This is a genomic window from Actinomadura rugatobispora (genome assembly GCF_055379765.1).
In genome coordinates this window covers 9562732-9582424 of the sequence record NZ_AP029191.1, presented here as the reverse complement: position 1 = coordinate 9582424, position 19693 = coordinate 9562732, and the positions used below count along the sequence as shown (strand labels likewise).

Here is a 19693-nt window from a genome sequence, read left to right as displayed (position 1 = left end):
CGCTACCGTCCCATCACGACATCGTTGTCGACCGAACGGGGAACGGCCTGACCATGGCGAACGAGGAGGAGTGCCGCGGCGCGCTCGACCGCATCTCCGAGCGCCTCGCGGAAGTGGACGCCGACCGGCTCGCCGAGCACGTGGTGGAACGGACGATCAGCTGCCGGATCCCCGACCTGCGGGTGGCGTACCTGACCCGGATCCACGCGGGCGGTCTCGACCCCTTCCGCCGTACCGACGACCCGGGGGGCGCGCAGGTCCGGCTCACCGTGAAGAGCGACGACCTGGTGGCCCTCGCCCACGACGAGCTCAACCCGGCGAAGGCATGGGCGTCCGGGCGGCTCAAGGTCGAGGCGAGCATCTTCGATCTGCTACGCCTCCGAAAGCTCCTCTGAGAGCCCCGGACACACGCGGGCCCCGAGACAGCCTTTCCCCGGCGAGGACGTCCTCGCCGGGGATCACGCATTAGAGGAATACACGCCACACTCGGGACCACGCCAAGGCACAGCAGCCCGCAATCATCCACCCGCGACTCCAAGTGGAACCTCCCTCCAATTCCACACACTCATACGCGAGAGAGTATCCTCCGCGTGCCGGGCGACTTCCAACTCAAGACTCCAATAAATCTACACCCCACCCCCTTGAAGAAGAAGACGACCCCAGATTCATTGCAACCACCCAGTGACCAAATCCCTGGTCACAGGCAGTGAACAAGGGTCAAATGAGACACCACGAGCAACGCCACGACCCCACCAACCAACCACCGCAGCCGACCCACCCCACTCCACCAAACTGCACGTTAGACGGTGCCAGAAGTCGCGACGCCCCTCACTTAGCCGGATCATCCCAAACGCCCAGCAAACCAAACCCACCACCTTATCGACCAATCGCCCTGAGCAGATCAGCACGGCTTCCGGCGATCTACACAGAGCCACACAAACACACAAATAATTAAACCGCCGCACTGCAATCGGCGGACACTGTCAAATGGCGTCTCGCCAGGGTCACACCAATGGGCGTACCCACAACGCACCAGCACGTGCACAGGGCAGCAAAGCCGCAGGAGCGCGCAGGGACGCAGGGGTCGAGACAAAGGAAGCGGAACAAAGGCGCAGGGGCGAGGGGGCTCAAGGGGTAAAAGGGGCGCCGGAGGACGTTCACGCCGCACGGCCATGTGAGGCCGTGCGGCGTGCGATGGCAATGCGGCCGCGGCTGTTCCAGTCCCTGTCGCGAAGCGGCCTCAGGCACCGCGCGAGCGCGTCACCTGGCCGGTGAGGCGATGCCGGAGGCGAGCATCACCGGCCAGATCCCGAACCGATGCCGTACCCACCAAGGCCCGGTAAGGCAAGCACCGGAACGACCAACGCCACCAGGCAAGCACCCGAACGGCCGACCCCGCCAAGCAAGCACCCGAACGACCAACCCCACCAAGCAAGCATCGGAACGACCGACGCCGCCAAGCAAGAATCGGAACGACCAACGCCGCCAAGCAAGAGCCGGAACGACCAACCCCGCCAAGCAAGCACCGGAACGGCCGACGGCGTCGGCCGAGCGCCGGCCAAGCGCCGTGAGTCGGGACTGTGAAACGCGGCTCAGCGTGCGGTGTAGGGGCGGGGCAGGCGCAGGCCTCGCTCCTTCATGACGGCGCGGAGACGGTCGGGGTAGTCGGTGATGATGCCGTCCACGCCGTCGTCCATGAGCTTCTCCATGGTGGGCGCGTCGTCGACGGTCCACGGGACGACCTTGAGGCCGAGGCGGTGGGCCTGGTCGACCATGGCCTTGGTCACGTACGGCCGGTACCCGGGGTCGGTGATCTTGCCGTTCTGCGGGAAGCCGTGGACCGGGGAGAACGCGGAGGCGCCGAACGACTTGACGGCCTTCAGCGGGTCGCCGCCGAAGTCGTCGATGTCGATGCCGCCCAGCCAGGGCGACCTGCCCGGCTGCCCCGTCTGCAGGAAATCGTAGTTGGTCAGGGCCACCAGGGGCAGGCGCCGTTCGACCTGGCGCATCCGCATGAGGGCGCCCCAGTCGAAGCTCTGGATCGTGACCTGGCGCAGGAGGCGGGCGCGGCGCACCTCTTTCGCCGTGACCTGGACGAACTGCTCGCGCGGGGCGGTCTCGTGCGGCGCGCCGGCCTCCACCTTGGTCTCGACGTTGAGCTTGACCCCGTACGCCCGGTGCCGGTGAACGAGCCCGAACACCTCGCTCAGCAGCGGCATCTTCGCCCCGGGGACGGCCCGCTGCCCGGGGTACTCCGCGAGCGTCTGCGAACCGCAGTCCATGGTGCGGACCTGTTTGAGCGTCAGCGTGTTGATGTACTTGCCGACGTACGGGTATTCGGGGTCGTTCGGTACCGCGGGCGCGGTGTCCTTGCACTTGCGGTCGCTGATGCGGCGGTCGTGGGTGACGACGGCCTGGCCGTCCTCGGTGATCTGGACGTCCAGTTCCAGGGTGCTGACACCCAGTTGCAGAGCGTTGCTGAACGCCGGCAGTGTGCTTTCCACGACCAGCCCCAGGCCGCCCCTGTGGGCCTGCAGGTCGAACGCCTTGCGCTTGCCCGGGGCGGACTCGCCCGCCATAGCGGGGGACCCCGCTCCGATGAGCCCTGCGGCCACCAGGCCCATTACGACAAAACGCCTCATGTATACCCCTCCCAAGACAACTCAGGAGAGATCACCATTTAGTCGTGACGGCCGGGCGAACGCCCGGCGGCGGGCTCCGTAACAGCGCAGCTATTCAGGCAAGGCCGAGATGGTCCAGGGCACCGCGCACCGCCTCGGGTGAAGGACTGGACTCGTCCCGCCAGGCCGCGGCCGCCAAGGCCCTCAACCCGTCATAGGGGTCGCCCTCGCCAGAGATTTCGATCACGTCGCCTTCCCAGCGGGCCGTCCACGCCTCGCACTGGAAGCCGTCGCCGTGCCGGCGCACCTCTGGATGCGGTACGAGCAGCCCTGCCAGATCACGAGCGATGTAGGCGGGACGCTGGTGAGGCGGGGCCGTGAGGGCGGTGAGGGGGTCGGTCACCCCGGTGAAGACCAGAAGGCTGTCGGCCCCACCGTTGAAGGCGCCCTCGATATCGGTGTCGAGCCGGTCGCCCACGACCAGGGGCCGTCGCGCCCCCGTACGCAGGATCGACTCATGGTGCAGTGGCCGCTCGGGCTTTCCCGTGACGACGGGGTCCACCCCCGTGGCGGCGCTGATGACCTTCAGGAGCGCCCCGTTGCCGGGCTGGGGCGGCCCCTCTCCACCGGGAATGGTCAGGTCTCCGTTGGAGCCGACGAACAAGGCCCCGTTCCGCACGGCCGTCGCCCCTTCGGCCAGCAGACCGTAGGACAGCCTCGGGTCGTACCCCTGGACGACCGCCGCGGGCCCTTCCGAGGCGGTGGACACGGGACGGAGGCCCTGCCCGTACAGAGCGTGGCGCAACCCCATGCCACCCACGACCAGCACCTTGGCACCGGCGGGCAACCGCTCGGCGAGCAGCCGGGCGGCGGCCTGGGCCGAGGTGACGACGTCCTCGGCGGACGCAGGAACGCCCACCGCGGTGAGCAGGGCGGCCACCGCCGACGGCGTCCGCGAGGCGTTGTTGGTGACGAAGGCCAGCCGCTGACCTCCCGCACGGGCCTTGGCCAGGGACTCCGCGGCCGCGGGGACCGGCCGGTGGCCGATGTAGACGACACCGTCGAGATCGAGCAGGGCGACGTCGTAGGCCTCACTCAGCGGCCGCTCGGAACTCTTCATCGCGGCCATCGTACGAGAAGATCATCTTCGTGCCGCGAGGGTGGCACGTGCATGGCGGAGCGCCTTGGCGTAGTCCTTGTTCTCCGGCCGCATCGCCACGGCCAGGGCCAGCGGCTCGACCGCGCCCTCGAAGTCCCCGAGGCGGCTCAGCGCGAGCCCGAGGCCGAACAGCGCGTAGTCCTCGGCCGGGTCGTCCTCGACGATGCAGCGGAAGTTGTCGGCCGCCTCCCGGAACCGCTTGGCGCCGTACTGGGCACGGGCCAGCGCCTCGCGAACGGAGCGCGACGAGGGCTCGGCGTCGGCCGCCCGCGTCAGCAACTGCACCGCGGCCGCGGCGCTTCCCGACCGGAGAAGCCGCAGGCCACGCGTGTACCACTCGTACACCCCGCCGTCCGGGCCGGCGGGGTCGAGATGGGCGCCGCGCGGATCCTCGCCCGGGGAATCGTCCGCCCGTCCCGATCCTTGACCATCCATGTGGACCTCCCCTTGGACGCCGACCACTCCGACCGTACCCACCCTCCAGGCGCGCACCCTTCGCTGGTTACCATGCCCACGGTGGACGACGATCTCCCCTCCGGCCTCACGCCGGAGGAGTTCAGCGCCCGGATCTTCGGGACGGCCGGGCCGCGGTCGGGCGCCGGCCTGGTGCTGGCGCCGTTCCGCGGCGTCCGTTTCGCGCCGGGGATCGATCCGGCCGCGGTGACCAGCCCGCCCTACGACCTGCTGGACCGCGACCAGGTGGAACGGCTGAAGGCGGGCGGGGGCCACAACATCGTCCGGATCACCCTCCCCGACGACTACGGCACGGCCGCGGCCACGCTCCGCCGCTGGCTCGCCGACGGCGCCCTGGTGACCGACCCCGACCCGGCGCTCTACCTGTACGAGACCGCCGGCCAGCGCGGACTGATCGGCGCCCTCGGACTGCGCGCCGAGGCGGACAAGGTGGTGCTCCCGCACGAGAACGTCTACCCCGGGCCGGTGCGCGACCGGCTCGCCCTGATGACCGAGACCCGCGCCAACCTGGAACCGATCTTCCTCGTGTACGGGGGCGGCGGCGACACGGCCGAGATCATCGACGCCACGGCCGAACGCCCCCCGCTCATGGAGTTCCGCGCCGACGGCGAGCCGCACCGCCTGTGGAGCATCACCGACCCCGCCCTGCACGCCCGTATCGCCGCGGACCTCCGCCCCCGCCGAACGCTGATCGCCGACGGCCACCACCGCTACGCCACGTACCGGGCCCTCCAGGCCCGCCACCACCAGCCGCCTTGGGACTACGGACTGGCCCTGCTGGTGGACTCCACGCGCTACCCGCCCCACCTGGGGGCGATCCACCGCGTCCTCCCCCACCTCCCTCCCGACGTGGCGCTCCAACGCGCCGACGGCATCTTCCGCACGACCGAACTCACCTGGCCGGACGCCCTTTCCGCATTGGCCGCCGCCGAAGGCCCTGCCTTCCTCCTGGCCGGCGGTGACACCTCCCATCTGCTCACCGACCCCGAGCCCGCCCTTCTCGAAGCCACCGTGCCCGCGAACTACTCCCCCCGCTGGCGCAACCTCGATACGGCGATCCTGGACCACCTCCTCATCAAGCACGTCTGGGACATCCCCGAGGACGAGCACAGCGTCGAGGTGGTCCACGACGACCCCGACGCCGCCCTGGACCGCGCCCACCGCTCAGGCGGAACCGCGGTCATCCTCAACCCCCTCAAGGTCGACGACGTCCTGGCCGTGGCCGCCGAGGGCGAACGCGTCCCCCGCAAATCAACCTCCTTCGGCCCCAAACCCCGCACCGGCCTGGTCCTCCGCCTGGTCGACACCCCCTAACAGCGCCGCCCGCCAGGATCCCCGCCGGTTCGGCCCTCGCGAGGATCCTGGCGCTGCCGACTCGCAGCGCCCCACCACGACGCCGCACGTCGACACGTCCGGTGGTCAGGCGCCCGGGCTCTACAACCGCCGCCGAGCGCCGCCGGATACGTACGGGCGCCGGGACAGCCACTACGCCTGGACGGCGCCGAGCTGCCGTCCGGGGGACGCGGCGGCCGTCCAGCCGGGCCCGCCGGGCCCTGGAACAGCAGATCGACGCCCGCTGGCAGGGCGCGCAGCAGGGCGGCGAGGCAGCATTGGCAAGCGCGCGGCCGCGCGCCGTCCCTTGGTACGGGCCGCCGACGCGCCCCGTCGCGGCCTCGCAAAGAAGCATCACCTGCCTCGCTGGCTTTGCATGCCTCGCTGGCCTCGCGGTCGTGCGGTGCCTCCCGGCCAGCCTCTCCACGCAGCTTCGGGTTCGCGTACCGGCGTCGGCTGCCCGCTGGCGGTGCGCGCCGCCGGGCGCTGCGCTGCGCACCGGAACCGAGGCGCCGCAGCACCCCCCTGGGTCACCAGCGGGAGGGCAACGGCCTGGCGCTTCACCGCGGCCTCGGCGGCCTGCCGTTTACCCACCGCCTGGACAGCAACGCCGTGGTCGTGCACCCCGGCTCCCTGCGCCACGCCTCGTGCCTCCCCGATCTCGCATGGTCCCCTCATCACGCAAGTGGGGCCTCACGCATGTCGCGTGACTCGCAAGCCTCGGCGTGCTCATGCCTTGCGGAGTCGCGCCTCGCGCGCCTGGCAGACTGGCAGTTCCTGCTTCGCATGCCCCGCTGGCCTCGCGAGCCTCGCCGTCCTCTCCGGACTCGCTGGTCTCGCATGCTTCCCTGGTGGTCTCTGATACCTCGCGGCGCGCGGGCCTTGCGGACGTCGTGGGACTCGTGTGCGTCCTTGGCCCGGCTGTTCAGGGCCTTGCGCATGCTGATCATTTCCGGCTCTCGAGATACCTCCCCTGGGGGTTGGCGGATTCGGGGTGTATTGGGTGGCCCATGGGCGAGGGCGTAAGCGGGTGAGGCTTTATCGGTTCGGGGTGGTGGGTGGTCGCGCGGTGGAGGCTGCGCTCACCGCGGAGGGGGATGACAAGCGCGTCGTTGACGGGCGCGGGTCGGGGAACTCCCCGCAACGGGGCCTGAGTGTGCAGCTCTGGGTTGGCCCGGTCGCCTGGCCGTGCATCGGGCCGGGTCTGCTGGTGCCCGAACGTGCTGGACGGGTGTCAGGTGGACTGTCATCTCGCGGTGTTGGGTGTGTGGGTGGTGGCGTAGGGTGCGTCGTCGTTGGGTGTCGGTGTTAGGGGCGGAAGTGTTGATCGACAAGGTGGCTTGGGTGCGGTTGGAAGGCGGGAAGGTGCTCAGCACGCGGTCTCGCGGGAAAGAGGTGTTCTACCTGCCTGGTGGTAAGCGGGAGGGCGGGGAGAGCGACCTTGAGACGCTGGTGCGTGAGATCAGGGAGGAGCTGGCGGTCGAGATCCTTCCTGGGAGCGTTGAGCGGCTTGGTGTGTGGGAGGCCCAGGCGCACGGGCAGTCGGCCGGGGTGACCGTGCGGATGAGCTGTTACACCGCGGATCATCGGGGGACGCCGACGGCCTCCAGCGAGATCGCCGAGGTCGATTGGCTCTCCTATGCCGACCGGGAACGGGTCGCGCCCGTCGACCAACTGATCTTCGACGATCTCAGGGCGATGGGCCGGCTGGACTGACCGGGGCGGCGTACTCCACCGGCTCGGCCTCGTGTACTTCGACCTCGTAACGGCCCAGGCGGGTGGCGTCGTTCCTCCAGAAACGGCGGCGAAGCGAGCCCTGGACGCCGATCAGGTCGCCGGGCCGCCAGGTGGCGGTGCGGTCGCCCAGGTGAGGGTCGAAGGTGGCGCAGCGGATGGTGTCGACCGTGCGCCGGCCGCCCCCCTCGCGCGGCCGGTCCACGATCAGCCGCCAGGACACGACGCCGCCGCCGGCGGGTAAGGAGCGGCGGGACGGGTACTCGGCGAGCCGGCCGACCAGGATGACGGTGTTGACGTGCATGGTGCTCCTTTCGACGGAGTCCACGCTGCCTGGTCGCGGGGCCGGGCGGAAGGCTCGGCGTGAATTGTGGATAACTCGGCCGGGTGCGAGAGATGATCGCGGGATGGCTACCACGATCACCCCCCTCGGCGGCGGCGTCTACGAGATCGACACCCGGATGGCGGGCTACGCGGGCATCACGGCGGGGTATCTGATCCTCTCCGACCGGCCCTGCCTGGTGGAGCCCGGGACGGCCGGTTCCGCACCCGTGGTGCGGGATGCGTTGAGCGAGCTGGGCGTGGGGCCGTCCGATCTGGCGACGGTGGTCGTCACGCACATCCATCTGGACCACGCCGGTGGGGTGGGTGACATCGCGTCGATGTATCCCGAGGCGGAGGTCGTCGTGCACGAGAAGGGGGCGCGGCACCTGGCCTCCCCCGAACGACTGATGCGCAGTGCGCGCATGGTGTACGGGGACGCGCTCGACACGTTGTTCGGGGAGTTGAAGCCGACCGAAGCGGCGCGTATCCGTGCGGTCGAGGACACCGGCGTGATCGACCTGGGCGGGGGACGCCGGTTGGAGTCCTACTACTCCCCCGGGCACGCCAAGCATCATGTGGGGTTGATGGACTCGCAGACGGGCGACCTGTACGTGGGGGACGCCGCAGGCGTGTACATCCCCGAGACGCAGGACGTGCGTCCCGCCACGCCCCCACCGGACTTCGACCTGGACACGGCGATCGCCTCGCTCGCCAAGTTCCAGGAGCTGGGGCCGCAGCGTCTGCTGTTCGCCCACTACGGGCCGGTGACGGAGGTGAACGACACGCTGGAGCGGTCCGCCGAGGAGCTCCGGGTCTGGGTGGACGCGGTGCGCGACGCGCGGGATCTGGGCCTGGACCTGGACCACGCGGTCGCGATGGTCAAGGACCGCACGTACGAGCGCTACGCGGTGACGCGCGAGGGGGCCGACCCGGAACTGGCCGCGAAGTACGAGGTGCTCAGCGGTGCCGAGGCCAACGTCGCCGGGATCATGCGGTCGTTGGATCGGAAGGACTGACCGCTGCGCCAGGGCAGACCCCCTCGCGGCGGGGCTAGTGGCGGAAGGGGCCTGTGACCTCGTAGGTGTAGCCGTCCGTACCGGCGACGAATCCGCTCTTGCCGCGCTGGGAGGAGAAGTAGAGGCGGCTGCCGTCGGGGGAGAAGGCGGGGCCGGTTATCTCTGACTCGTCGTGCCCGAGGAGGCGCAGGAAGGGGGTGACCGTGCCGTCCGGGGTGATGAGGTTGATCTCCATGTTGCCCCCGTCCTCGGCCACGAAGAGGTCGCCCGAGGACGCGCCGGTGATGTTGTCCACGCCCGTCAGCGGTGGTTCGCCTTCTGTGACGAGGTCGTCGTCGTAGGCCAGGTCCAGCCGTTCGGCTGCCGCGTCATAGGACCAGACGCGGTTGTCGCCCTTGGTGGTGAAGTAGCAGATGCCGCTTGCGTAGAAGCAGCCCTCGCCGCCGTCGAAGCGCATGGCCCCGGAGACCTGGTTTCGGGTGGGTGTGGTCCACAGGCGGGGGTTGGGCACCTGCGCCCAGCGGACGGGGCCCGTGCCCGTTCCGAGCAGCACCTCGAGCGTGCCTTCGGACAGTTCACCCCAGGTCTTGGGGCGGAAACGGTAGAAGCACCCGTCCGACTGGTCCTCGGTGAGATAGACGACCTTGCGTTCCGGGTCGCAGGCGGCCGCCTCATGCTTGAAACGCCCCATCGCGGGGTGGGAGCGAGCCGACTTGGCACCGAGGGGGTCGGTCTCGTACACCAGTCCGAGGTCATGCTCCTCGCATGACAGCCAGGTGCCCCACGGCGTCGCTCCTCCGGCGCAGTTCAGCGTCGTGCCGTTCAGGATGCGGTACGCGGAGGTCACGGTCCCGTCGGCGCCGAAGCGCACGGCCGAGGCCCCTCCGACAAGGGGGACCTCGGAATTGCTCACGTAGACCCAGCCGTCTCCGTCCCCGAAGCAGGCGCCGCCGTCGGGAGCGGGGTGCCAGGTGTGGCGGGTGCCGGGCACGCGTTGCAGCGAGCGGGCCACGACACGGCCGGTGAAACCCTTGGGGAGTTGGAGCCCGTTCGCATCGGCGGCCAGCGGCGGACCGTACGGGCCGGCGCCGGGTTGGGCCGGATCGGCAAAGGCCTGATGCCACAACGCACCTGTGAAGGCGGTCGTGCCGCCGGCGATGGCGGTCGTCCTAAGGAACACGCGTCGGTTCAGGGGGGTGGACATGACGCTCCTCACGCGATGGGCGAAGACCGTGAGGGAGTCGATCATGCCGGGGTGACTCCCTCACCCCCCGATCGGCACGATCATGTGAATATCGGGCGAATCACGACATGCGTCAACCCGTCCGCCGGGCGTCGTCCGCGGCCCGGCGTCCCCGCCGCGGTGCCGCGTAGCGGTGATCAGCGGCGTGGAAAAAGCCCGCCTGCCCGAAGGCAGGCGGGCTCGTCGGCTCGCGTTCTCGATTTCAGTGTTCGGCGGGGCCCCGCTCGTCGGGCTCGTCGGCGGTCTGCGGCTCCAGGAAGACCGCTGGCGCCTCTGGAGCCTCCGGCCCGTGCGCATCCTCGGTGGGCTCGCCCGGAGAGTCCGAGGCGTGCTCTGAGGCCGTTTCGGGCTGGGCCTCCTTGAATTCGATCGCGGTCGGCCCGGGTGGCTCCGGCGCGTCCTCGTCTGCGGCGGTTCTTCCTTCGGCGGTCCCGGCTTCGGCCGTGGCGGGAGCTTCGGTCGCCTCCTCGGCGTCCTGGGGCGGGGCCTCCTCGGCGTCCTGGGGCGGGGCCTCCTCGGCGTCCTGGAGCGGGGCCGCCTCACCGGTTTCCGCGTCGGCCTGGACGCCGTCGTGCTCCTCGGGCTCGGTCTCCTCGGTATCGAGGATGTGCAGGCCCTCGAGTTCCGCGTACCGCTCGGCCGCGTCGGTCTCGCCGTCCCGGTCGGCCGCCGCCGCCCGTGCGAACCACTCGGCCGCCTCTTCCTCACGCTGCGCGTCCGCGAGAGCGTCCGCGTACGCGTAGAACAGCCGTGCCGACCAGGGACGCAGCCTGCGGTCCCTCAGCTCGGGCACCTGCAGGGTGACCACGGCCGCGTCGTACTGGCCCAGGTCCCGGCGCGCGCCCGACTCGACGATGCGCAGCTCGATGCGGCCGGCCTGATCGAGCTTGTCGGCCTCCGGGGACTTGACGAGGTCGAGCGCGCGCTCGGGGCGTTCCAGGCCGCGCTCGCAGTCCGCCATGACGGGCAGGTAGGCGTCGTCGCTCGTGCTCAGGCGACGCGCCGCCCGCAGCTCGGCGAGGGCCTCCGCCCACTCGCCCGCGTGATAGGCGGCGAGCCCGGCGGCCTCACGCACCAGGCCCACCCGTGAAGCGACCCGCCGAGCCGCCTTCGCGTGCCGGTAGGCGGCCTCCGGGTCGTCCTCCGCGAGCCGTCCCGCCATCACCAGGTGACGCGCCACGCGTCCGGCCAGATCCTTGGGCAGGGTGCGCAGTTCCGCACGCGCCTCAACGTCCAGCTCTTCACCGGTCACATCATCGGGGAGCAGCGGGTCGTCGTGCTTGGGAGCGGGCCTTTCCTGTGCCTGGCCCTGTTCCCGGCGTCCAGCACGATCCCTGGGCGGCCCATACGAACGCCCGCCCGTGCCCTCCTGCGGCCTCCTCGGCCCACGCCCCTCGAACCGGCGGCCACCGCCGCCCTGTCCCTGACGCTCTCCACGCCCCGCACGATCGTCGCGGCGCGGCCGGTCATCGCGGCGAGGGCGGTCATCGCGGCGCGGCCGGTCGTCACGGCGTGGACGATCGTCGCGGCGTGGACCGTCCTTGCGGGGGTAGCGGTCCCTCGGCGACCGGTCATCACGACGGATCCGCTCGTCCTGGCCCGGCCGGTCGTCATGGCGCGAACCTTCGCCGGGCTTGGACTGGTCGCCACGACGCACACGGTCATCACGACGGAATCGGTCATCGCGGCCCGGGCGTCCGTCCCGTCCGCGACGGTCTCCCTGGGACGCGTTGTCGTCGCGCCGGAAACGGTCGTCGCGTGGCGTGCGGGGCCGGTCGTCCCTACGGGGGCCTCCATCGCGCCCCTTCGGGCCGCTTCCGGGCCTTTCCCCTCCTGGACGCCCCTGCCTCTCGCCTTGGGGACGCCCCGAGAAACGACGTTCTCCCTGGGGGCCGCCCGCTGCGCGCGGCCCTCGTTGAGCACCAGAACGGCCTCCGGGATGGAAGCCGCGCTCCTGCGAGCCACGCTCCTGCGAGCCGGACTCCGTTCCTCCCGGGCCTCGCCGCTCGCCTTCGCGCTTGAACGGCCGGTCCGGACGGCGGTCATCCCTCTTGCCGCCCTGCGGCTTCTTCCAACCGCCGCCGCCCGAGCCTGGACGGCCGGCGCCGAACGAGCGGCCGCGTTCGCCGCCGGCCTGGGGCCGGCGGCCTTCGCCCGAGCCGCCCTCGTAACGACCACCGTTGCCCTGAGAACCGCGGTCCCGCGGGCCACCGCCCTTGCGGTACCCCGAACCACCGGGGCCGCTGCGGGTGTTCCCCCCGCGACGGGGCGGCGTACCACGCCCCCCGTTCTTCCCGCGCCGCTCGCGGTTGTCGTCGCTGCGGCCGTCCTCTTCCGCGCTCATCACGTCCGTCACTGTTCTCGGTGGCTCCATGGACCTGTTCCACCCATATTGACAGGTCCACGACACGCGTCGAGGGCCGCCCCATAAATCGGGGCGACCCTCGACCAATAAATGTCCGGCGGTGTCCTACTCTCCCACACAGTCTCCCATGCAGTACCATCGGCGCTGAAGGGCTTAACTTCCGGGTTCGGGATGGGACCGGGTGTTTCCCCTTCGCCATAACCACCGAACGACCCACGCACACCAACCCCTGCAGGGCCGGTGGCAAGCTCGTTCGAGCCGTACGGCTCACACTATTCAAGACTCAAACACACGGGGTTCCCGTTTGTTCTCCGGGAACCACACAGGGACGCGAACACCAACCGCAGCAGACCTGCCGATCAGGGTGTGTCAAGCCACTCGGCCTATTAGTACCGGTCAACTCCACCCGTTACCGAGCTTCCATCTCCGGCCTATCAACCCAGTCGTCTACTGGGAGCCTTACCCCACCGAAGTGGGAGGGAGAACTCATCTCGAGGAAGGCTTCCCGCTTAGATGCTTTCAGCGGTTATCCCGACCGAACGTAGCCAACCAGCCGTGCCCCTGGCGGGACAACTGGCACACCAGAGGTCCGTCCGTCCCGGTCCTCTCGTACTAGGGACAGACCCTCTCAATTCTCCTACGCGCGCAGCGGATAGGGACCGAACTGTCTCGCGACGTTCTAAACCCAGCTCGCGTGCCGCTTTAATGGGCGAACAGCCCAACCCTTGGGACCTACTCCAGCCCCAGGATGCGACGAGCCGACATCGAGGTGCCAAACCATCCCGTCGATATGGACTCTTGGGGAAGATCAGCCTGTTATCCCCGGGGTACCTTTTAGCCGTTGAGCGACACCGCTTCCACACGCCGGTGCCGGATCACTAGGCCCTGCTTTCGCACCTGCTCGACCTGTCAGTCTCACAGTCAAGCTCCCTTGTGCCCTTGCACTCACCACCTGATTGCCAACCAGGCTGAGGGAACCTTTGGGCGCCTCCGTTACTCTTTGGGAGGCAACCGCCCCAGTTAAACTACCCACCAGGCACTGTCCCCCACCCGGATCCACGGGTGCGGGTTAGACGCTCAAAACGACCAGAGTGGTATTTCACCAACGACTCCACCGACACTGGCGTGCCGGCTTCACAGTCTCCCACCTATCCTACACAAGACGCTCCAAACGCCAATGCCAAGCTATAGTGAAGGTCCCGGGGTCTTTCCGTCCTGCTGCGCGAAACGAGCATCTTTACTCGTACTGCAATTTCACCGGGCCTGTGGTTGAGACAGCGGGGAAGTCGTTACGCCATTCGTGCAGGTCGGAACTTACCCGACAAGGAATTTCGCTACCTTAGGATGGTTATAGTTACCACCGCCGTTTACCGGCGCTTAGATTCTCAGCTTCGACCCGAAGGCCTAACCGGTCCTCTTAACGTTCCGGCACCGGGCAGGCGTCAGTCCGTATACAGCGTCTTACGACTTCGCACGGACCTGTGTTTTTAGTAAACAGTCGCTTCCCCCTGGCCTCTGCGACCACCCCCAGCTCCGGCAGCAAGTGCCATCACCGGACGTGGTCCCCCTTCTCCCAAAGTTACGGGGGCAATTTGCCGAGTTCCTTAACCACAGTTCACCCGATCGCCTTGGTATTCTCTACCTGACCACCTGAGTCGGTTTAGGGTACGGGCCGCCGGTACACTCACTAGAGGCTTTTCTCGGCAGCATGGGATCACTCACTTCACCTAAAACGGCTCGGCATCACATCTCACCCTCAACGGCATGCGGATTTACCTGCACACCGGGCTACATGCTTACCCCAGGACAACCATCGCCTGGGCTGAGCTACCCTCCTGCGTCACCCCATCGCTCACCTACTACCCCCTCGGGCCGACCGCTAGGCCCGGAAGAAACCCGAAGGCTCCAACCAGGATTCAGGGTCTTAGCATCAGAGGATTCAGCGTTGGCGCATACCAGCGGGTACGGGAATATCAACCCGTTGTCCATCGACTATGCCTGTCGGCCTCGCCTTAGGTCCCGACTTACCCTGGGCGGATTAGCCTGCCCCAGGAACCCTTGGTCATCCGGCGGGAGAGTTTCTCACTCTCCATTCGCTACTCATGCCTGCATTCTCACTCCCACGCCCTCCACCACACGATCACTCGGCGGCTTCACCGGACGCAGGACGCTCCCCTACCCATCCCAGCCTCACGACTGAAATGCCACGGCTTCGGCGGTGTGCTTGAGCCCCGCTACATTGTCGGCGCGGAATCACTTGACCAGTGAGCTATTACGCACTCTTTCAAGGATGGCTGCTTCTAAGCCAACCTCCTGGTTGTCACGGCAACTCCACATCCTTTACCACTTAGCACACGCTTAGGGGCCTTAACCGATGATCTGGGCTGTTTCCCTCTCGACTACGAAGCTTATCCCCCGCAGTCTCACTGCCACGCTCTCACTTACCGGCATTCGGAGTTTGGCTGACGTCAGTAACCTTGTCGGGCCCATCGGCCATCCAGTAGCTCTACCTCCGGCAAGAAACACGCAACGCTGCACCTAAATGCATTTCGGGGAGAACCAGCTATCACGGAGTTTGATTGGCCTTTCACCCCTAACCACAGGTCATCCCCCAGGTTTTCAACCCTGGTGGGTTCGGGCCTCCACACCGTCTTACCGGCGCTTCACCCTGCCCATGGCTAGATCACTCCGCTTCGGGTCTACAGCATGCGACTCAAACGCCCTATTCAGACTCGCTTTCGCTACGGCTACCCGCCACCGGTTAACCTCGCCACACACCATAACTCGCAGGCTCATTCTTCAAAAGGCACGCCATCACGAACAACCCCCGAAAGGGCTGAGGACGCTCTGACGGCTTGTAGGCACACGGTTTCAGGTACTCTTTCACGACCCCTCACCGGGGCACTTTTCACCTTTCCCTCACGGTACTGGTCCGCTATCGGTCATCAGGAAGTATTCAGCCTTACCACGTGGTCGTGGCAGATTCACACGGGATTTCACGGGCCCCGTGCTACTCGGGAACACACCCAGAAGCCACTCAGATTTCGTCTACCGGACTCTCACCGTCTACGGTCGGCCTTCCCATGCCATTCGACTACCCGAGCAGTTTGTAACTTCTTGTCAGCACGGCAGCACTGACCGGATGGTCCCACAACCCCGCACACGCAACGCCTGCCGGCTATCACACGCGCACGGTTTAGGCTCCTCCGCTTTCGCTCACCACTACTCACGGAATCACTATTGTTTTCTCTTCCTGCGGGTACTGAGATGTTTCACTTCCCCGCGTTCCCACCAACCGCCCTATACATTCAGACGGCGGCGACACCCCATGACGGGTGCCAGGTTTCCCCATTCGGAAATCCCCGGATCAAAGTCTGGTTGCCGACTCCCCGAGGCATATCGCAGGCTCCCACGTCCTTCATCGGCTCCTGATGCCAAGGCATCCACCGTATGCCCTTAAAAACTTGAACACACAAAACGATCAACAAATCGCAACAGAGAACAAGAACCCCCGAAAGGGCCCTCATTCAGAGATGCTCGCGTCCACTGTGCAGTTCTCAAAAAACAACCGGGACCACCAGCCCCCCAGCCACCAACCGGCGACCAGGGCAACCAGCCCCGCAATCCAGAAGAAACAACCCAGCCCCATCACACCCGAGTCGAAGACTCTCGTGTTCAGGGGCTGAAGGGTCCGTTTCCTCAGGACCCAACAGCGTGTCCAGCTCCCCACCCGCCCGACGACCAACGTTCCCACTCCCGACCCCGAAGAGTCAGGCGGTACTAGCCGGCTCGCACGAGCGGCGAGCTGAATAACCAGTGCTCCACATCTATGAGCAGCCACCCGGCAGACACTCGCTGCCGAAGACGGCCACCGACCACAAGCCCCCTAGAGGCACTCGTAGCCGACTGTGCTCCTTAGAAAGGAGGTGATCCAGCCGCACCTTCCGGTACGGCTACCTTGTTACGACTTCGTCCCAATCGCCGGCCCCACCTTCGACCGCTCCCCCCAAAAAGGTTGGGCCACGGGCTTCGGGTGTTGCCGACTTTCGTGACGTGACGGGCGGTGTGTACAAGGCCCGGGAACGTATTCACCGCAGCGTTGCTGATCTGCGATTACTAGCGACTCCGACTTCACGAAGTCGAGTTGCAGACTTCGATCCGAACTGAGACCGGCTTTACGGGATTCGCTCCACCTCACGGTATCGCAGCCCTTTGTACCGGCCATTGTAGCATGTTTGCAGCCCAAGACATAAGGGGCATGATGACTTGACGTCATCCCCACCTTCCTCCGAGTTGACCCCGGCGGTCTCCCATGAGTCCCCACCCGAAGTGCTGGCAACATGGAACGAGGGTTGCGCTCGTTGCGGGACTTAACCCAACATCTCACGACACGAGCTGACGACAGCCATGCACCACCTGTCACCGGCCCAAAAGGACCCCGCATCTCTGCGAGTTTTCCGGCGATGTCAAGCCTTGGTAAGGTTCTTCGCGTTGCGTCGAATTAAGCAACATGCTCCGCCGCTTGTGCGGGCCCCCGTCAATTCCTTTGAGTTTTAGCCTTGCGGCCGTACTCCCCAGGCGGGGCGCTTAATGCGTTAGCTGCGGCGCGGAATCCGTGGAAGGACCCCACACCTAGCGCCCAACGTTTACGGCGTGGACTACCAGGGTATCTAATCCTGTTCGCTCCCCACGCTTTCGCTCCTCAGCGTCAGTACAGGCCCAGAGCACCGCCTTCGCCACCGGTGTTCCTCCCGATATCTGCGCATTTCACCGCTACACCGGGAATTCCATGCTCCCCTACCTGCCTCTAGTCTGCCCGTATCCACCGCAGACCCACAGTTAAGCCGTGGGCTTTCACGACGGACGCAACAAACCGCCTACGAGCTCTTTACGCCCAATAATTCCGGACAACGCTTGCGCCCTACGTATTACCGCGGCTGCTGGCACGTAGTTAGCCGGCGCTTCTTCTGCAGGTACCGTCACGTTAGCTTCGTCCCTGCTGAAAGAGGTTTACAACCCGAAGGCCGTCATCCCCCACGCGGCGTCGCTGCGTCAGGCTTCCGCCCATTGCGCAAGATTCCCCACTGCTGCCTCCCGTAGGAGTCTGGGCCGTGTCTCAGTCCCAGTGTGACCGGTCGCCCTCTCAGGCCGGTTACCCGTCGTCGCCTTGGTAGGCCATCACCCCACCAACAAGCTGATAGGCCGCGAGCCCATCCCCAACCGAAAAACTTTCCACCCTCACACCATGCGACGGAGGGTCATATCCGGTATTAGACCCGGTTTCCCAGGCTTATCCCAGAGTCAGGGGCAGGTTGCTCACGTGTTACTCACCCGTTCGCCGCTCGAGTACCCCCGAAGGAGCCTTTCCGCTCGACTTGCATGTGTTAAGCACGCCGCCAGCGTTCGTCCTGAGCCAGGATCAAACTCTCCATCAAGGTCCGAACGACGACTCCGAAAAGCCGCCAAACCTCAGGAAAAAATCCCAGCAAAACACCAACCCGTACACGGGCCGGTGCACTGCCTCAAAGAAATCCCCACCACGAACCCTCACAAGAAGGGACCGCGGCCACGGGGTGGTCCGACCTAAACGGCCGGACCTATAAAGGCACTGGCTTTTAACACGCTGTTGAGTTCTCAAGAAACGGACACCCACCGCGTTCGCGCCCACTCTCGCGAGCCCGTCCTCCGGGGCAACCCTTCTACCCTACCCGACTCGACCGATTTGTCAAACTTCGTCCGGTTCGGTGTACCTCCCAGGTCCGAAGGACGTGAAGAATCTTCACGCCTGCGGTCTGGGAGGTTCCCCTCGGGCCAGCCGCCTGTCGGCGTCCCGCTCCCCTTGGGGCAGGTAGAACATTAGGTCGGTCCCGCAACAGCGTCAAATCGGGGATCGGAGGACCTGAAACCCCAGGTGACAGGGCGTTTTCAGGCGTTGGAACATGCCCGTAACACCCGTCCCGTGACCGCACTGTGACGTGAATCTACCGAGCTTTTCCGTGCCGGCCGTCCGAGGTCGGCGCGCTTCCGCGCAGGTGGACGCCCAGACGCGCGTCCACGGCCGCACGGCAGGAGCCCGGGCCCCGCGTCAGCGAACGGACCGGGACCCGGGCTCCTTGTGCCTCATGGCCGCGTGGAGGTCAGTCTCGCTTGACCTCTACGCCGCCCACGTTGCGCTTGCCCCGCCTCAGGACGAGGAAGCGGCCGTGCAGCAGGTCGTCCGCGGACGGCACGGCGTCCTCGGCGGCGACCTTGGTGTTGTTCAGGTACGCGCCGCCCTGGGCGATCGCGCGCCGCGCCTCCGACTTGCTCTTGCACAGCCCGGACGACGCCAGCAGGTCGGCCACGGGCGGCAGCTCGCCCGTCGGGATCTCCACGCGGGGGACCTCGGCCAGCGCCGACCGGAGGGTCCGCTCGTCCAGCTCCTCCAGAGCCCCCTGGCCGAAGAGGGCGCGGGACGCCGCGACGGCGCGGTCGGTCTCGTCGGCGCCGTGGACGAGCGTGGTCATCTCCTCCGCGAGCGCCCGCTGCGGGATGCGCGCGGCCGGACGGTCGCCGCCCTGCTTGACCAGGTCCTCGATCTCCTCCCGCGAGCGGAAGGAGAACACCTTGAGGAACTTCTCCACGTCGCGGTCGTCGGCGTTGAACCAGAACTGGTAGAACGCGTACGGCGAGGTCAGCTCGGGGTCGAGCCAGTAGGTCTCGCCGCCGGCGGTCTTGCCGAACTTGCTGCCGTCGGCCTTGGTGAGCAGCGGGGTGGTGAGGGCGTGCGCGGACGCCCCCTCCACCCGGCGGATCAGGTCGACGCCCGCGGTGAGGTTGCCCCACTGGTCGCTGCCGCCGGTCTGGAGCAGGCAGCCGTACCGCCGGTGCAGTTCCAGGTAGTCCATCGACTGCAGCAGCACGTAGCTGAACTCGGTGTAGCTCAGCCCGGTCTCGAGGCGGGTCTTCACCGTCTCGCGCGCCAGCATGCGGTTGACCGGGAAGTGCTTGCCGATGTCGCGCAGGAACTCGATGACCGACAGCCCGCCGGTCCAGTCGAGGTTGCTGACCATGGTGGCCGATTCGGGGGCGTCGCCGAAGTCCAGGAACCGGGAGATCTGCCCGTGGATCCGCCGGACCCAGCCGGCGACGGTCTCCTCGGAGTTCAGGACCCGCTCGGCGCTCTTGCCGCTGGGGTCGCCGATCAGTCCGGTGGCGCCGCCGACCAGGCCGATGGGACGGTGCCCGGCCTGCTGGAAGCGGCGCAGCAGCAGGATCTGGATGAGGTTGCCCAGGTGCAGCGACGGCGCGGTCGGGTCGAATCCGCAATAGAGCGTGACCGGCCCCGCGGCGAGCAGTGCCCGCAGTTCGTCCAGATCGGTGGACTGCGCGATCAGTTCGCGCCACGCGAGATCGTCGAGGATGTCGGTCACGTTCTCCCTCGTT

11 protein-coding genes and 3 rRNA genes are annotated in these 19693 nt (G+C 67.3%); 4 read left to right on the top strand and 10 right to left on the bottom strand.

Features of this window, described 5'->3' with window-relative positions:
• Nucleotides 1-53 precede the first annotated feature (53 nt).
• Nucleotides 54-395, top strand: a complete 342-nt coding sequence (locus ACZ466_RS43140; RefSeq protein ID WP_378290677.1) for an SCP2 sterol-binding domain-containing protein — start codon at nt 54-56, stop codon at nt 393-395.
• A gap of 1197 nt (nt 396-1592) precedes the next feature.
• Here the strand turns inward: ACZ466_RS43140 and ACZ466_RS43135 are convergent.
• The 3 genes from ACZ466_RS43135 to ACZ466_RS43125 form a co-directional block, all read right to left on the bottom strand.
• Nucleotides 1593-2579 (bottom strand): glycerophosphodiester phosphodiesterase family protein, encoded by a 987-nt coding sequence (locus ACZ466_RS43135; RefSeq protein WP_378290675.1) that lies wholly within the window; start codon nt 2577-2579, stop codon nt 1593-1595.
• Nucleotides 2580-2736: 157 nt separating this feature from the next.
• Nucleotides 2737-3741, bottom strand: a complete 1005-nt coding sequence (locus tag ACZ466_RS43130; protein WP_378290673.1) for an HAD-IIA family hydrolase — start codon at nt 3739-3741, stop codon at nt 2737-2739.
• Nucleotides 3742-3762: 21 nt separating this feature from the next.
• Nucleotides 3763-4215 carry a tetratricopeptide repeat protein gene (locus tag ACZ466_RS43125; RefSeq protein ID WP_378290671.1) on the bottom strand — a complete coding sequence of 151 codons (453 nt, stop codon included), beginning with the start codon at nt 4213-4215 and terminating at the stop codon, nt 3763-3765.
• A gap of 72 nt (nt 4216-4287) precedes the next feature.
• On the opposite strand from ACZ466_RS43125, the gene ACZ466_RS43120 reads away from it, so the two are divergent.
• Together ACZ466_RS43120 and ACZ466_RS43115 are read left to right on the top strand one after the other, a co-directional pair.
• Nucleotides 4288-5568: a DUF1015 family protein gene (locus ACZ466_RS43120; protein ID WP_378290669.1), complete on the top strand. Its 1281-nt coding sequence runs from the start codon at nt 4288-4290 to the stop codon at nt 5566-5568.
• 1338 nt (nt 5569-6906) lie between these two features.
• Entirely contained in the window at nt 6907-7302 is a 396-nt protein-coding gene (locus ACZ466_RS43115) for an NUDIX hydrolase (protein ID WP_464041912.1), read from the top strand.
• On the opposite strand, the gene ACZ466_RS43110 is transcribed toward ACZ466_RS43115, so the two are convergent.
• Complete coding sequence (locus ACZ466_RS43110) at nt 7277-7624, bottom strand: single-stranded DNA-binding protein (protein WP_378290665.1); 348 nt, start codon at nt 7622-7624, stop codon at nt 7277-7279. The two genes, ACZ466_RS43115 and ACZ466_RS43110, sit on opposite strands and share 26 nt — an antisense overlap.
• Before the next feature lie 103 nt (nt 7625-7727).
• On the opposite strand from ACZ466_RS43110, the gene ACZ466_RS43105 reads away from it, so the two are divergent.
• Nucleotides 7728-8660 (top strand): MBL fold metallo-hydrolase, encoded by a 933-nt coding sequence (locus ACZ466_RS43105; RefSeq protein ID WP_378290663.1) that lies wholly within the window; start codon nt 7728-7730, stop codon nt 8658-8660.
• Between the two features lie 34 nt (nt 8661-8694).
• Here ACZ466_RS43105 and ACZ466_RS43100 read toward each other — a convergent pair whose 3' ends face one another.
• From ACZ466_RS43100 to tyrS, 6 genes are all read right to left on the bottom strand, one after another.
• Nucleotides 8695-9909: an alkaline phosphatase PhoX gene (locus ACZ466_RS43100; protein ID WP_464041911.1), complete on the bottom strand. Its 1215-nt coding sequence runs from the start codon at nt 9907-9909 to the stop codon at nt 8695-8697.
• A gap of 196 nt (nt 9910-10105) precedes the next feature.
• Nucleotides 10106-11155, bottom strand: coding sequence for an ICP22 family protein (locus ACZ466_RS43095; RefSeq protein WP_378290659.1), 1050 nt, complete (start codon nt 11153-11155; stop codon nt 10106-10108).
• A 1205-nt stretch (nt 11156-12360) separates the two neighbouring features.
• Nucleotides 12361-12477, bottom strand: a 5S ribosomal RNA gene (gene rrf / locus ACZ466_RS43090).
• A gap of 156 nt (nt 12478-12633) precedes the next feature.
• Nucleotides 12634-15738, bottom strand: a 23S ribosomal RNA gene (locus tag ACZ466_RS43085).
• Between the two features lie 449 nt (nt 15739-16187).
• Nucleotides 16188-17703, bottom strand: a 16S ribosomal RNA gene (locus ACZ466_RS43080).
• The 16S, 23S and 5S rRNA genes sit together here, the layout of an rRNA operon.
• A gap of 702 nt (nt 17704-18405) precedes the next feature.
• The gene (gene tyrS, locus ACZ466_RS43075) at nt 18406-19680 is read right to left on the bottom strand and encodes a tyrosine--tRNA ligase (protein WP_378282284.1); all 1275 of its coding nucleotides are present in this window, start codon (nt 19678-19680) and stop codon (nt 18406-18408) included.
• Nucleotides 19681-19693 lie beyond the last annotated feature (13 nt).